Origin of the sequence: Actinoplanes sp. NPDC000266, assembly GCF_042899005.1 — a bacterium.
GTDB lineage: Bacteria > Actinomycetota > Actinomycetes > Mycobacteriales > Micromonosporaceae > Actinoplanes.
The window spans coordinates 603,066-617,737 of the sequence record NZ_JBIAZI010000006.1; the positions used below are offsets into that span (position 1 = coordinate 603,066).

Here is a 14,672-nt window from a genome sequence, read left to right on the forward strand (position 1 = left end):
GCCGAACGGTTGCGCGTAGCGTGGAGGGCCGCTCGACGGCCGTGGTGAGCATGCACCGCAGCGGACGTCTCCCCCGCGCCGGCGGACCGCCGGATACGCGAGCAGCCAGGAACCAACCTGCCTGAGGATGAAGCGTGCCCGCATTCGACCTGGACACCGAACTAGCAGCCGAGAGACACCACCTGAGCGAGTCGCGCGCCGCGCTCGGCCGGATGCGAGGGCGCGCCGAGGCGCTCTTCTCGACCGGCGACAAGGTGGCCGGCGACGCCTACACCGCCGAGCAGCTCGGCCGGCACATGGCCCGGCGGGTCAAGGAGCTCGCCGACGACCCCACGACGCCGCTGTTCTTCGGCCGGCTCGACATCGAGGAGTCGGCGTACCACGTGGGCCGGCGGCACGTCACCGACGACGCCGGCGAGCCGATGGTGCTCGACTGGCGCGCCCCGCTGTCCCGCTCGTTCTACCGGGCCAGCGTCCGCGACCCGCAGGGCGTCAGCGTCCGCCGCCGGTTCGGCTTCGTGAAGGGCGAGCTCACCAGCTTCGAGGACGAGCACCTCGACCGGGGCGAGGAGCTGGGAACGAAAAGCCGCATCCTGACCGCCGAGATCGAGCGTCCGCGCGTCGGGCCGATGCGCGACATCGTCGCCACCATCCAGCCCGAGCAGGACGAGCTGGTCCGGGCCGAGCTGGCCGACTCGATCTGCGTGCAGGGCGCGCCCGGCACCGGGAAGACGGCGGTCGGCCTGCACCGGGCCGCCTTCCTGCTCTATCTGCATCGCGAGCGGCTGCGGCGCTCGGGAGTGCTGATCGTCGGGCCGAACACGGCCTTCCTGTCGTACATCTCAGCCGTCCTGCCCGCCCTGGGCGAGGTGGAGGTCGGCCAGTCCACGGTGGACGAGCTGGTCGGCCGGGTGCCGGTGCGCGCGGTCGACGGCCCGGCGGCGGCGCTGGTCAAGAACGACGTCCGGATGGCCGAGGTGCTCCGGAAGACGCTGTGGAGCCGGCTGACCAAGCCCACCGATCCGATCATGGTGTCGGACGGGTCGTACCGCTGGCGGATCGACGCCGAGCCGCTGCGCCGGATCGTCGACGAGGCCCGGCGCGAAGGGCTTCCGTACTCGGTGGGCCGGGAAAGGGTCCAGGCCCGGGTCGTCGGCCTGCTCCAGAGGCAGTCCGAATATCGCACCGGCAACTCACCCACCGAGGGCTGGCTGCGCCGGATGAGCAAGGTCGCCCCGGTCACCGAGTTCCTCGAGAAGGCCTGGCCCGCGGTGACCCCGGAGTCGCTGGTGGCCGAGGTGCTCACCGACCCGTTCGTGGCCGGCGACCTGCTCACCGCCGAGGAGCAGGAGGCGATCCGGTGGCCGAAACCGCCCCGCACGGTGAAGGCCGCGAAGTTCACCACGGCCGACCTCGTGCTGATCGACGAGGCGGCCGGGCTGCTGGAACGTGCGGCCAGCTTCGGCCACGTGGTCATCGACGAGGCGCAGGACCTCTCACCCATGCAGGCGCGGGCGATCGCCCGGCGCAGCGAGCACGGCTCGATCACGGTGCTGGGCGACCTGGCCCAGGGCACGGCGCCGTGGGCCGCGCCCGAGTGGCGGGAGATCCTCCACCACCTCGGCAAGCCGCAGACCGAAGTCGTCCCGCTGACCGTCGGCTTCCGGGTGCCGGCCGCGGTGGTGGAACTGGCCAATCGCCTGCTTCCAGCCCTGGGTGTGAACGTGCCCGAGGCGGTCTCCCTGCGCCGCGACGGCGACCTGGTGATCGTGCCGGTCACCCCGCCATCCGATCTGGACACCGAGACGCTGGCCGAGATCACGGCCGCGCTCACCCACGAAGGCTCGGTCGCGGTGATCGCGGCCGACACCGCGGTGGAACGGCTGCGAGGTCATCTCACGGCCGCGGGGATCGAGCACGCGACGCCCGACGACGTCGACTCCGAGGCGCGGGTCACGGTGGTGCCGGCCACGGTCGTCAAGGGCCTGGAGTACGACCATGTGGTCGTTCACGAGCCGGCCGACATCGTCGCCGCCGAGCCGAAGGGCCTGAACCGGCTCTACGTGGTGCTGACCCGGGCGGTGTCCCGGTTGTCCGTTGTGCACGCGAAACCGCTGCCCCATCCACTCGGATTCAGCTAGAACATTGACACTTAAGGCGCTGTTTAGATACCCGGTGTGATGATGCGGCGATGACCTCATCGACGCCCGGGACGCCCAGCTGGGTCGATCTCGGAACCGCCGATCTCGCCGACGCGGAGAGGTTCTACACCGAGCTGTTCGGGTGGACGTCGGAGGTCTCGGGCGAATACATCACCTTCTGCCGTAACGGGCGGCCGGTGGCCGGCGCCGGCCCGCTCTACGGCGTGGGACAGCCGACGGCCTGGAGCACGTACATCGGCACCGACGACGCCGACGCGGTGGCGGCCCGGGTGGCCGCCGGTGGGGGCAAGGTGCTGGTGCCGCCGTTCGACGTGGCCGACCAGGGCCGGATGGCCGCCTTTCTCGATCCGGGCGGGGCGCCGTTCAGCGTCTGGCAGCCGTGGGCGATGCGCGGCGCCGAGCTGTTCGACGTGCCCGGCGCGCTCACCTGGAACGAGCTGAACACCCGCGACCTCGACGGCTCGATGGCGTTCTATCAGGCCGTGTTCGGCTGGCAGTTCCGCAACAGCCGGATGGACGGGGTGCCGTACGTCGTGGCCAAGGTCCGCGAGACGCCGGTCTGCGGCATCCAGCCCATGGTTCCCGAGCTCTGGCCCGACGACATGGGCCCGCACTGGATGGTCTACTTCGCGGTCCACGACTGCGACACCGCCGCCGAGCACACGCTGGCGCTCGGCGGCCGGGTCCTGCACCGACCGAGAAGCCTTTCGATCGGCCGGTACGCCGTGCTCAGCGACCCGCAGGGCGGAATGTTCGCGGTCCTGGCCGGCAATCGTTAGCCGGCTACCGGCGCACCGGGACGACCAGCGGGCCGTGCTCGCCCTCGATGACGCGGACCCGGACCCGGTAGTGCTCGGCCAGGTTCTCCTCGGTCAGCACGTCGCGAGCCGTTCCGGCCGCCACCACCCGGCCCGCGGCCAGCAGCACCATCCGGTCGGCGTACTCGCCGGCGGTGGTGAGGTCGTGCATCGTGGCCAGCACGGTGAGAGCACGCTCGGCCCGCAGCCGGTCGACCAGTTCGAGCACCTCCTGCTGATGGCCGATGTCGAGCGCGCTGGTCGGCTCGTCCAGCAGCAGGATCCCGGCCCCCTGGGCGAGCGCCCGGGCCAGGAAGGCCCGCTGCCGCTCGCCGCCGGACAGGGTGTCGAGCCGCCGGCCCGCGAACCGGGTGAGGTCGAGCTCCTCCAGCACCTGCTCCACCACGGTCAGGTCGTTAGCCGACTCACGACCCAGAGGCGGGACATAGGGAGTACGCCCGAGCAGCACATAGTCGACGACGAGCATGCCGGGCGGCACGACCGGCGACTGCGCGACCGTGGCGATCGTCTTCGCCCGCTCGCGCCTGTGCAGCCGGTCGAGCGGGCTGCCGTCGAGCTCGACCGTGCCGGTGAACGGCACCAGACCGCCGATCGCGCGCAGCGCTGTCGACTTCCCGGCGCCGTTCGGCCCGATCACCGTGACCCACTCGCCGCGCTCGACGTCGAGGTCGACCCCGAGCACGATCGGCGTCCCGTCGAGGCTCACCCGCAGGTTCTCGACGCGGATCGCGGTCACGCGGCGGCCGCCTGCCGGCTGGTGCGCAGCACGACGATGAAGAAGGGCGCGCCGAAAAACGCCGTGACCACCCCGATCGGAATCTCCGCCTGACCACCGGCCGTACGGGCCAGCAGGTCGGCCAGAGCCAGGAAGGCCCCGCCGAACAGCACCGACAGCGGCAGGATCGACCGGTAGCTCGGCCCGGCGAGCAGCCGCATCGTGTGCGGGACGATGATGCCGACGAAACCGATCAAGCCGGAGACGGAGACCGCCGCCGCGGTGCCGAGCGAGGCGGCGATGATCAGCAGATAGCGGGAACGCTGCGGATGCAGGCCGAGCGCGCTCGCCTCCTCGTCACCGACGGTCAGCACGTCGAGCTCACGCCGCTGCGACAGGACGATCACGCCGGTCACCACCGCGTACGGAAGCATCACCAGCACGTCGTGCCAGCCGGCGGTGGCGAGCCGGCCGAGCAGCCACGAGTAGACCTCGCGCAGCGTCTCGACGTGCTGCTGCATGAGATAGGTCTGCCCGGCCGCGAGGAACGACGAGACCGCCACGCCGGAGAGGATCAACGTGGACGGGGTGCGGTCGCGCCCGCCGGCCGCGCCCAGCAGCCAGGTCAGGGACACGGCCAGCAGGGCGCCGGCGAAGGCGGCCACCGGCACCCCGAACGGCAGGTTGGCGGTGGCGTCGCCGCCCGTCGTCCCGGCCCGCAGCGAGATCACGGCGGTCACGCCGAGGCCGGCGCCGGCCGCCACGCCGAGCAGGTGCGGATCGGCCAGCGGATTACGGAACACGCCCTGATAGGCGGCGCCGGCCAGCGCCAGCATCGCGCCGACGAGCAGGCCGAGCACGACCCGGGGCAACCGGAGCTCGGTCAGGATGGCGACTTCGCGCTCGGAGAGGCCGCTGTGAAGACGTACACCGGGAATGAGGTTGAGAAGTTCCAGGGCCACGCCGGCCGGCGGGAGCGGGACCGACCCGAAGGCCAGGCCCGCGATCAGCGCGACCAGCACGGCGACGATGCCACCGATGAGCCAGGCCGGCCGCAGACCGGCCGGCCGGACCCGAACTGTCACGCGGGGACCTTGGCCACCGCGTCAGCGACGGAGCGCACGAGATCGACGGTGCGGGGGCCCCAGCGTGAGGCGATGTCGTCGTCGAGCGCGTAGATCTGGCCGGTCTTGACCGCGGTGATCGTGCTCCAGCCCGTACGCTTCGTGACCGTCGCCGCCGACTGCTGGCAGCACTTGCTGTCGGCCAGGAAGATCGTGTCCGGGTTGGACTTGACGATCGCCTCCTGCGAGAGCTGCGGATATCCGCCCTTGGAACCGTCGGCGTCGGCCGGGTCGGCGATGTTGGTCATACCGAACAGCGAGAAGACCTCACCGATGAAGGTCTTGGACGTGACGGAGAAGAAAGTCGGGTCGAGCTCGTAGTAGTAGCTCAGCGGGGTCGTCCTCTTCGGGACGCCGGCGACGATCTTCTCGATGTCGTTCGACATTTGCGTCGTCACCGCGCCGGCCTCGGAGCTGTGGCCGGTCAGCGTGCCCAGCTGCTCGATCTGCTCATAGGTCTGGTCGAGGGTCTTCGCGGCCGGCGTACGGAAGACCGGGATCTTCAGCTTCTCCAGCTGCGACACGATCTTGTCGATGTCATCGGAGAGGACGACCAGGTCGGGGTCCTTCGCGGCGATGGCCTCGGCGTTCGGCTTGAAACCGGAAAGATCGGTCTTAGGAGCGTTTGCGGGGTACGTCGACTGGTCGTCGACCGCGGTGACCTGCGGCCCGGCGCCGATGGCGAAGAGCATCTCGGTGGCCGACGGCGTCAGCGAGACGATCTTCTCGGGGCGCGCGTCCAGCGTCAGGTCGCCGACGGTCACCGGATAGGAGGCCGCGGCGCTGGGCGGCGTGGTGGTCGTCGACGACGTGTCGCCGTCGTCGCCGCACCCACCGGCGAGCAGCAGGGCGGCAGCCGCCAGGGCGGCGGTGAGCATACGTTTCATTGAGGTCCTCCAGTCGGGCCGGGTTGTTGAGCCTCCCCCGCCCTACCGGCCGGCTCCTACTTGTCGGCGTCGGCCGCGGCCTTGCGGTCGGCCTTCTCGGCCTCGTCGTCCACCTTGGCGCCGGCCGTCGTGGTGTCGGTCGCCGGGGCGCCGGTCGTCGTGGCGGTCGTCGCCGGGGCGGCGGCCGTCGTGGCGGTCGTCGCCGGGGCGCCGGTCGTCGTCGGGGCGGCGGTCGTCGTCGTGGACTCGGTCTTCGGCGCGGCGCGGTCGCCGGCCGCGGACGCGTCCTCATCGCCGGCCAGGGCGGCCCGCAGCCGCTGCTTCTCGGCCGTGCGCCGGGAGGCCACGCCGACCAGCTGCTCGTTCATCTGGTTGCGCCAGGAGGCGAGCAGGAAGTACGACGCGACGGCCGAGACGACCAGCGCGACCATGGCCCGGACCAGGAAGTTGAGCGGGACCGGCAGAAGCGCCGCGAAGACGACCACGAACAGTCCGAGGCGGCCCAGCGAGTACTTGACGGCGGGGTTCATCTTTTCTCCCTAGCCCATGCGGTGGTCGAGCCACCGCAGGCCGTAGAACCAGATCAGGCAGTAGACAACCGTGGCGCCCAGCGCACCGAGCAGCCCGCTCACCAGCGTCGGGAAGGCGAACTGGGACGACGCGAAGCCGGCCAGGGTCATCCCGGCGGCGACGCCGAAGCCGATGGCCAGCAGCGCGACCACGACCCGGGGCGCGCCGAAGCCCTCGGCCCGGAACTCCTCGACGAACAACCACACCGGAAGGATCACCGCGAGCCAGCCGCTGGTGTTGCCGAACTCGGAGACGTGCGTCAGCGACAGCACGGCCTCGAGCAGCAGCAGGACGACGGCGCCGGTCACCAGCCCGGCCATCGCGGTGCCGACGAGGTCACCGATCGTGGCCAGGCGTCCGCTGGCGTCGCGGCGCGGGCGGCGCGCACTCTGGGTATCCGACATGACAACAAGCAGGGTACGCGCCTGCTACGCCCAGACCTTCTGCGGCTCCGCGCGGCGGCTCGCGAGCGAGGGCGCCTTGTCGTACTCGTGGACGACCTCATAACGCGTGTTGCGCTCGACCGGCTGGAATCCGGCGTCCCAGATCAGGTTGAGCAGGTCGTCGCGGTGCATGGTGTGCGGCGTCCCGTACGAGTCGGCATCGTGGGTGATCTTGTATTCGACCACCGAACCGTCCAGATCGTCCGCTCCGAAGTTGAGCGAGAGCTGGGCCACCGACAGGCCGTGCATGACCCAGAAGCACTTCACATGCGGCACGTTGTCGAACATCAGCCGGGAAACCGCGAACGTCTTGAGCGACTCGGCCGGCGCGGCCATCGTGGTCCGCTCTTGGATGCGGTTGCGGACCTTGCCGTCCTGGGAGTCGACGAAGTCGTGCTGGTAGCGCAGCGGGATGAAGACGGCGAAGCCACCGGTCTCGTCCTGAAGCTCACGCAGGCGCATGACGTGGTCGACGCGATGACGCGGTTCCTCGATGTGGCCGTACAGCATGGTGGCCGGGGTTTTCATGCCCTTGGAATGGGCGAGCCGGTGGATGCGTGACCAGTCCTCCCAGTGGGTGTCGTGGTCGACGATGTGCTGCCGGACCTCCCAGTCGAAGATCTCGGCGCCGCCACCGGTCAGCGACTCGAGCCCGGCGTCCATCAGCTCGTCGAGGATCTCGCTCGCGGGCAGGCCGCTGATCTTCTCGAACCACTGCACCTCGGTCGCGGTGAAGCACTTGAGCTTCACATTGGGCAGCGCGGCCTTCAGCTCGCGCAGCACCTTGGGGTAGTAACGCCAGGGGAGGCTGGGGTGCAGGCCGTTGACGATGTGCAGCTCGGTCAGCTGCTCGTCCTCCATCTCCTTGGCCTTGGCCACGGCCTCGTCGATGCGCATCGTGTACGCGTCCTTCTCGCCCGGCTTGCGCTGGAAGGAGCAGTACGCGCAGCTGGCCGAGCAGACGTTGGTCAGGTTCAGATGGCGGTTGACGTTGAACATCACACGGTCGCCGTTGAGCTCGGTGCGCTTGTGGTGGGCGAGGCGGCCGAGCCAGGCCAGGTCGTCGCTCTCGTAAAGGGCCACGCCGTCGGACCGGGTGAGCCTCTCACCTGCGTAGACCTTGGCCTCGAGCTCACGCTTCAAGCCGGCATCCATGTGCGCCCCTCTCACTTGCCTCGGCGTCGAGAGTACGGCTCACCCCCGACAGGAACCGCCGGGCGGGGTGTTGATCATGTCGCCGTTACCTAGATTCCCAGTCTTCTTTCATCTCGGATCAATCGACAGGAATGTGAGACGTGAGGTATTCAATTAGGGGGGAACGACGAGCGGCGCCTCCGGCGTCGCGGTGGACGGGGAGCACATGGCGACTGCACGACTCGGTTCTCGGCGATCGCGCCCGTGGTGGCGCCCCGTCGTGTATTCCGCCGTGGCCGCCGTCGTCGCGACCTTCCTGACGCCGCTGCTCACGCCGACCGCCGCCTTCGCCGACCCGGCCGCGGCCCCGCCCGGCAACCTCGCGGCCCCACAGGTCGGCCTCGCGGTGCCCGACATCGGCTCCCGCCCGTTGGCGCTGGGCACCCTGTCGCTGCCCGGGCAGAAGGCCGGCGCGCTCCCGATCGCGACGCCCACGCCGACCAGCCCCGCGCTGCAGGCCATCGAAAAGGGCCGCACCGAGATCTCCAGCCTCGGCGACCAGCTCATCCAGATCGGGCAGGACCGCGACGGGGCGCGTGACCAGCAGGCCGCCGCCCAGGTCAGATACACCCAGGCCGAGGAATCGCTCCGCCAGGCACAGACCGCCGCCTCCGACGCCGCCGCCGAGGCCGTGCGTCAGGCCGCCGCCATGCCGCCCGGCATGCTCGACTCCGGCCTCAGCGGCCTCGGCGATCTCGCCCGGCTCCAGCGCGGCCAGGTCGACACCCAGCAGGCCATCACCCGGCAGATCGAGCAGGCGCAGATCAACGCGCAGATCGCGCTCGACGAGCAGACGCTGAGCGCCGAGCGCTACGCCGAGCTGGCCGCGAAATACGACGCCCTCAACAAGCAGCTCACCGCCAAGCAGACGGCGCAGCAGGCCCTCGAGCTCACCCACCAGGACGAGCTGAACGCCTTCGAGGCCGCCGAGACCGTCCAGGACAGCCAGCTCGGCGCGTCCATCCTCGCCGGCGAGGAAGCGGGTCGCGGCGCCGACGCCCGGGCCATCCAGGCGCTCAACTTCGCGCTCGCCCAGCGCGGCGACCCTTACGTCTGGTCCGAGGAGGGCCCGGATCAGTACGACTGCTCCGGCCTGATGTACGCGGCGTACCGCTCGGTCGGCTTCCAGCTGACCCGCGTCTCCCGCGACCAGTACTGGCAGACCCGCAACAAGGTGGTCGACCGCTACTCGCTGCTCCCCGGCGACCTGCTGTTCTTCAGCTCGTCGAGCAGCTGGCGCGGCATCCACCACGTGGCGATGTACGCGGGCAACGGCATGATGGTCGAGGCCCCGCGCACCGGCCTGAACGTGCGTCTCACGCCCGTGCGCTGGACGAGGCTGTTCCAGGCGACGCGGGTCTTCGGCTCGGTCGAGGGCATCGTGCAGGGCCCCAACCTTGGTGCGCCCGACCCCGACCCGACCGACGGCGGCACCACGCCGACGACTCCGGGCACGCCGGGTACTCCCGGCACGCCGGGCACCCCGTCGAACCCCGGTACGGGCACACCGACCAACCCGGGCACCGGCACGCCGGGCACCCCGGGCTCGCCGACCAACCCCGGAACGGGCACACCGACCAAGCCGACGACCCCGACGGCGCCCACCAAGCCCGGGACACCGTCGACGCCGACCAAGCCGCCGATCACGACGCCGAGCGAGCCGCCGCCGACGACCACCAACCCGCCGCCGGACACCGAGGAGCCCTCGACCGAGCCGACGACGAATCCGCCGACCACCACCAACCCGCCGGCGGACACGGAGGAGCCCTCGACCGAGCCGACAAACGAGCAGCCTTCGGGCGGCGGTTCCAGCTCGAGCGGCGACACCGAGACGACCCCATCCGAGGGCGGCTCGTCGTCGTCTTCGTCGGCCACCTCGTCGGCGGCGGCAACGTCGTCTTCCTCGGCCACGTCGTCGTCGAGCTCGTCCGGGTCGGCGTCCAGCAGCTCGGCGAAGGCGGCCGAGCCATCCGCTTCGGGTTCGTAAACGCCTGTCGTCCTCTTCGGTATCGGGGTCTGATCAAGAGTTGCCCCCAGGGGCGGCGAAAACCGCCTTTCCGGTGGTCAGCCCCGGTCCCAGGGCATGGTCCGGTTGATGCCAGGTGCGATGACGCGCGCGGATATGGCACGGTTATGGTCAGCGCCCGACGTTCCCCAACCGTCGGCACGCGGCGTCGGGAGGTTCCATGGACGAGCGGCAGGCGACACCGGACAGCAACGGCACAAAGCCGCCCGCTGACCCGACGCCGTCGAGCAGCGACGACTGGTTCTCACCCCCGCCGCCGCCGGCCGGGGGCGCGCTTTGGGCCGCTCCCAGCAGCACCCCCAAGAGCGACGCCACCCCCAGCAGCGCCCCGGTGAGCAGCAGTGCTCCCGCCAGCGCCCCGGTGAGCAGCAGCGTTCCCGCCAGCGCCCCGGTGAGCGGCAGCACTCCCGCCAGCGCCCCAGCCAACGGCAACGCACCCGCCAGCGCCCCGGCCAACGGCAACGCACCCGCCAGCGCCCCGGTGAGCGGTGCCGCGAGCGGCCGCGCCTCGGTCTCAGGGTCGATCCCCGCCCCGTCCAAGGTCTCCGCGTCGGCCCCGGTCTCGGCCGCCCCGTCCGCGCCGGCCTCGTTCTCGGCTTCCGCATCCGTGTCGGCGGCCCCCATCTCGGCATCCGCCTCCACATCGGGTGCGCCCACCTCGGCGTCCGCGGGCTCTGCCTCAGCCTCCGACCCCACATCAGCGGCCCCGGCTTCCGCCTCCGCGCCTGTGTCCGCGGCGCCCACCTCTGCGGCGCCGACCCCAGTTTCGGCATCCGCACCCGTGTCCGCAGCGCCCACCTCCGCGCCAGCTGCCTCCGTCTCGGCATCCGCACCCGTATCCGCCGCGCCCGCCACCGCGCCGGCCGCCTCCGTCTCGGCATCCGCACCCGTATCCGCGGCGCCCGCCACCGCGACGCCTACCTCGGTCTCGGCATCCGCGCCCGTGTCCGCCGCGCCCGCCGCCTCGGTCCCTGCATCCAGGCCCGTATCCGCCGCACCCGCCTCCGGGGCGAACGCCTCGGTCTCTGCATCCGCGCCCGTGTCCGCCGCGCCCGCCGCCTCCGTCTCGGCGTCCGCGCCTGTGTCCGCGGCACCCTCTTCGGCGTCCACTCCCCCATCTGCCAATCCGGACGAAAAGGCTGAAGACGGGTCGGAGCCGGCCAGCTCGGCCCTCGTGCCTGAGCGGGTCGACGGGTCCAGCCGTCAGCTCTCCCCCACCCTGGGGTCGGGCGCGGCCCGGGCCACCGTGCCCGGAGCGGTGACGCCGGACGCCGGCGAGGTGGCCCGCGCGCTGACGCGGCCGACCGGCGAGTCGAAGCTGTACGGCGCGAAAAGCGCCAAACTGGTCACTCCCCCCGGCACACCCGAGACGCCGATCGAGACCGCCCCGGCCGCGCCCGTAGTCGGCACCGCCACCCCCAAGGCCCCTTCCGCGACCTCGGTGAGTGAGCCCCAGCCGGCCGACCCGCCACAGCCCGGTGACCCCACCCCGGGTGAGCCGGAGCCCGCCGAGCCCGAGCCCGAGCCCACTCCCGACCCGGACAAGCCCGAGCCCGGCCCCACTCCGGCGCCGCCGGTCCCCACGCCGCCGCAGAAGCCGGAACCCACGCGCCCCGAGCCGGGCCGCCCCGAGCCGATCGAACCGCCCGACCCGTTCCCGGCCCCGCCCGCGCCCGGCCCCTTCCCGGGACCGACGCCCGGCCCGTTCCCGGCACCCACGCCGAGCCCCGCGCCGCCGAGCCCCACCCCGGCGCCCCCGAGCCCGGCCCCGACGCCACCCAGCCCCGTGCCCCCGGGCCCGACGCCACCCGGCCCCGTCCCGCCCAGCCCTGGCCCGACGCCACCCGGCCCCGTGCCGCCCAGCCCCGTGCCGCCCGGCCCCGTGCCGCCCAGCCCCGTGCCGCCCGGCCCCGTGCCGCCGAGCCCGAGCCCGACGCCACCCGGTCCTGTGCCGCCCGGTCCCGGCCCCTCGCCGGTTCCGCCCGGTCCCGGTCCGTCGCCCGTTCCGCCTGGTCCGGGTCCGGTTCCCGTGCCTCCGGGTCCGGGGCCCAGCCCGGTACCGCCGGGGCCCGGACCCAGCCCCGTGCCGGGGCCGCCGCCGCCGATCGTGCCGCCGCCGCCTATGATCCCGTCCAACGGCGCCGGTCTTCCGGCGTACTCAATGCCCCCGGAAGCGAGCGCACGCAGCGTGACCACCCCCTTCGGGGTCGGCGAGCCGGTCCCGTCCGCCCGGCCGTTCGGGCCGACTTCTTCTCCGCCGACCGGAGTTCCCGCCGGCACCGTCTTCGGATCGCCCGCCACCACCGCCTTCGAGGCGCACGGTGACGACATCGACTCGACCATGGCCGTTCCGCAGCAGCGGCTGCACGGCACGCTCTACGGCACCGGCGGATACGAGACGATCGACACAACGATGCCCGTCTCGATGAGCGCCGTGGAGAACTCCGGCTCCCTGACCGGCCACATCCTGGCTCAGGGCTGGCACGACGAGGTCGTCGACCGTCGTCGCGGCAACCTCAAGGTGGCCGTGGCCATGCTGATCGTGCTAGGCCTGTTGGTGGCCGTCAGTGTCGTCTTCCTGCTCACCGCGGGCAGTTCGTTCAGCGACATGATCGGCAAGATGTTCGAGTAACGCACTGACCGTTATCCGACTTTTTTGGCGGTGGACCTCGCCTGACCCTAAGCTGGCGAGGTTGCGCCCGGGGGTGAGCCTGCCCACTACAGGCGTGGAATGCGGTCGGCGCGGAAAACGTTGAGCCGTACACTTATGACAGTTATTGACGCGGCGTGCCCTTGCGGAGCACGCCACGGGCGTTCTTGCGGGCATTTCAGCGGTCGGCTCAAGGCAGCCGAGGCGGGCCACTTGCGAGCATGCGCCCCCGTAGAGAGGTTCTCTTGACCACTTTCGCTGATCCCAGCACGTTCCCGTCCGTCTTCGAAAACCCCACCGAGACCGCCGATGAGACCGCGGTCACCGAGACGCCCGTCACCGACGTCCCCGTCGTTGAGACCGAGGCGACCGAAACCGCGGCTGTCGAGACCACCGAGGCGGCCGTCGACACCACCGAGGCAGCCGTCGAGACCACCGAGGTAGCCGTCGAGACCACCGAGGCAGCTGCCGAGGACACCCCGGCGCCGGTGAAGACCTTCGCCGAGCTCGGCCTCCCCGCCGAGCTGGTCCGCGTCCTCAACCGTGAGGGCATCACGCAGCCGTTCGAGATCCAGGCCGCGACCATGCCCGACGCGCTCGCCGGCCGTGACGTCCTCGGCCGTGGCCAGACCGGCTCCGGCAAGACGCTGGCCTTCGGCCTGCCGCTGCTGGCCCGGGTCGCCCAGGGCGGCCGCGCCCGCCCGCACCACCCCAAGGCGCTGATCCTGGTGCCCACCCGCGAGCTGGCCATGCAGGTGGCCGACGCGCTGATGCCGCTCGGCCGTTCGGTCGGCGTCTTCCTCAAGACCGCGGTCGGCGGCGTGCCGTACGACCGTCAGATGGACGCGCTGCGCCGCGGCGTCGAGGTCATGGTCGCCACCCCGGGCCGCCTCGGCGACCTGATCGAGCGGGGCGCCTGCAAGCTCGACGACATCGAGATCACGGTGCTCGACGAGGCCGACCAGATGGCCGACATGGGCTTCCTGCCCGAGGTCACCGAGCTGCTGGCCAAGACGCCGGAGAACGCGCAGCGCCTGCTCTTCTCGGCCACTCTCGACGGTGACGTCGACACGCTGGTCAAGCGGTTCATGCACGACCCGGTCACGCACTCGACCGCTCCGGCCGAGGCCAGCGTGTCCACGATGGACCACTTCCTGCTGCTGATCCCGCCGCACGACAAGTTCCCGATCGCGGCGTCGATCGCCAACCGTGAGGGCAAGACGATCGTCTTCGCCCGCACGCAGATGGGCGTCGACCGTCTGGTCGAGCAGCTTCGCGCGGTCGGTGTCCGTGCCGGCGCTCTTCACGGCGGCAAGACCCAGCGGGTACGCACCCGCACGCTCGCCGAGTTCAAGGAGGGCCGCACCAGCGTCCTCGTGGCGACGGACGTGGCCGCCCGCGGCATCCACGTCGACGGCATCTCGCTGGTCGTGCACGTGGACCCGCCGAAGGACCCGAAGGACTACCTGCACCGCGCCGGCCGTACGGCCCGGGCCGGCGAGTCGGGCGCCGTGGTGACGCTGGTGCTGCCCAAGCAGCGCCGCAGCACCCAGGCGATGATGTCGAAGGCCGGAGTCAACCCCGGCGAGGTCCGTGTACGCCTCGGCGACGAGAAGCTGGCTGAAGTCACCGGCGCTCGCGAGCCGAGTGGCGTTCCCGTGGTCGACGAGCCGGAGCCCCGCCGCGAGCGTGGCGGTTCGCGTGGCCGCTTCGGCGGCGGTGACCGTGGTGACCGCCGCGGTTTCGGTGACCGCCCCCGCGGTGACCGTCCGCAGCGCTCGTACGGTGACCGTCCGCAGCGTTCCTACGACGACCGCACGGGCAGTGACCGTTCCTACGGTGACCGCCCCACGTACGGCGACCGCCCTTCGTACGGTGACCGTCCGCAGCGTTCGTACGGCGACCGTCCGGCCGGCGACCGCGGTGGCTTCGGCGACCGTCCCGCGGGCGAGCGTGGCGGCTACGGCCGCAACGCCGAGCGCACCGGTGGCTTCCGCGGCAGCAACCAGCGCAACGACCGCCGTGAGGGCGGCTCGGCGGGCCGCTACGGCAGCCCGCGCCCGGCGCGCACCTACTGATCCAC

13 protein-coding genes are annotated in these 14,672 nt (G+C 71.7%); 5 read left to right on the plus strand and 8 right to left on the minus strand.

Features of this window, described 5'->3' with window-relative positions:
* The first annotated feature begins 134 nt into the window (after positions 1-134).
* Complete coding sequence (locus ACFY36_RS27065; protein ID WP_499748718.1) at positions 135-2,141, plus strand: HelD family protein; 2,007 nt, start codon at positions 135-137, stop codon at positions 2,139-2,141.
* A 50-nt stretch (positions 2,142-2,191) separates the two neighbouring features.
* A complete protein-coding gene (locus tag ACFY36_RS27070; RefSeq protein WP_499748719.1) occupies positions 2,192-2,941 on the plus strand; it encodes a VOC family protein in 750 nt (249 codons plus the stop codon).
* Between the two features lie 4 nt (positions 2,942-2,945).
* Here ACFY36_RS27070 and ACFY36_RS27075 read toward each other — a convergent pair whose 3' ends face one another.
* From ACFY36_RS27075 to mqnE, 6 genes are read right to left on the minus strand one after another with little or no spacing between them, the layout of a single operon-like run.
* Complete coding sequence (locus ACFY36_RS27075) at positions 2,946-3,716, minus strand: ABC transporter ATP-binding protein (protein ID WP_499748720.1); 771 nt, start codon at positions 3,714-3,716, stop codon at positions 2,946-2,948.
* Positions 3,713-4,780, minus strand: a complete 1,068-nt coding sequence (locus tag ACFY36_RS27080) for a FecCD family ABC transporter permease (protein ID WP_499748721.1) — start codon at positions 4,778-4,780, stop codon at positions 3,713-3,715. The genes ACFY36_RS27075 and ACFY36_RS27080 overlap by 4 nt, the downstream gene beginning before the upstream one ends.
* Entirely contained in the window at positions 4,777-5,706 is a 930-nt protein-coding gene (locus ACFY36_RS27085; RefSeq protein ID WP_499748722.1) for an ABC transporter substrate-binding protein, read from the minus strand. The genes ACFY36_RS27080 and ACFY36_RS27085 overlap by 4 nt, the downstream gene beginning before the upstream one ends.
* Positions 5,707-5,762: 56 nt before the next feature.
* Positions 5,763-6,236: a DUF4229 domain-containing protein gene (locus ACFY36_RS27090; RefSeq protein ID WP_499748723.1), complete on the minus strand. Its 474-nt coding sequence runs from the start codon at positions 6,234-6,236 to the stop codon at positions 5,763-5,765.
* 9 nt (positions 6,237-6,245) lie between these two features.
* The gene (locus ACFY36_RS27095; protein ID WP_499748724.1) at positions 6,246-6,680 is read right to left on the minus strand and encodes a hypothetical protein; all 435 of its coding nucleotides are present in this window, start codon (positions 6,678-6,680) and stop codon (positions 6,246-6,248) included.
* A gap of 24 nt (positions 6,681-6,704) precedes the next feature.
* Positions 6,705-7,874: an aminofutalosine synthase MqnE gene (gene mqnE, locus ACFY36_RS27100; protein WP_499748725.1), complete on the minus strand. Its 1,170-nt coding sequence runs from the start codon at positions 7,872-7,874 to the stop codon at positions 6,705-6,707.
* A 259-nt stretch (positions 7,875-8,133) separates the two neighbouring features.
* Between mqnE and ACFY36_RS27105 the strand changes: the two genes are divergently transcribed.
* The gene (locus tag ACFY36_RS27105; RefSeq protein WP_499748726.1) at positions 8,134-9,900 is read left to right on the plus strand and encodes a C40 family peptidase; all 1,767 of its coding nucleotides are present in this window, start codon (positions 8,134-8,136) and stop codon (positions 9,898-9,900) included.
* 150 nt (positions 9,901-10,050) lie between these two features.
* On the opposite strand, the gene ACFY36_RS27110 is transcribed toward ACFY36_RS27105, so the two are convergent.
* Complete coding sequence (locus ACFY36_RS27110) at positions 10,051-11,049, minus strand: hypothetical protein (RefSeq protein WP_499748727.1); 999 nt, start codon at positions 11,047-11,049, stop codon at positions 10,051-10,053.
* 93 nt (positions 11,050-11,142) lie between these two features.
* Entirely contained in the window at positions 11,143-11,355 is a 213-nt protein-coding gene (locus tag ACFY36_RS27115) for a hypothetical protein (protein ID WP_499748728.1), read from the minus strand.
* Between the two features lie 772 nt (positions 11,356-12,127).
* Here ACFY36_RS27115 and ACFY36_RS27120 point away from each other — a divergent pair.
* Together ACFY36_RS27120 and ACFY36_RS27125 are read left to right on the plus strand one after the other, a co-directional pair.
* On the plus strand, positions 12,128-12,571 hold the full coding sequence (locus ACFY36_RS27120) for a hypothetical protein (protein WP_499748729.1): 444 nt from the start codon (positions 12,128-12,130) through the stop codon (positions 12,569-12,571).
* Between the two features lie 263 nt (positions 12,572-12,834).
* A complete protein-coding gene (locus tag ACFY36_RS27125) occupies positions 12,835-14,667 on the plus strand; it encodes a DEAD/DEAH box helicase (RefSeq protein WP_499748730.1) in 1,833 nt (610 codons plus the stop codon).
* Positions 14,668-14,672 lie beyond the last annotated feature (5 nt).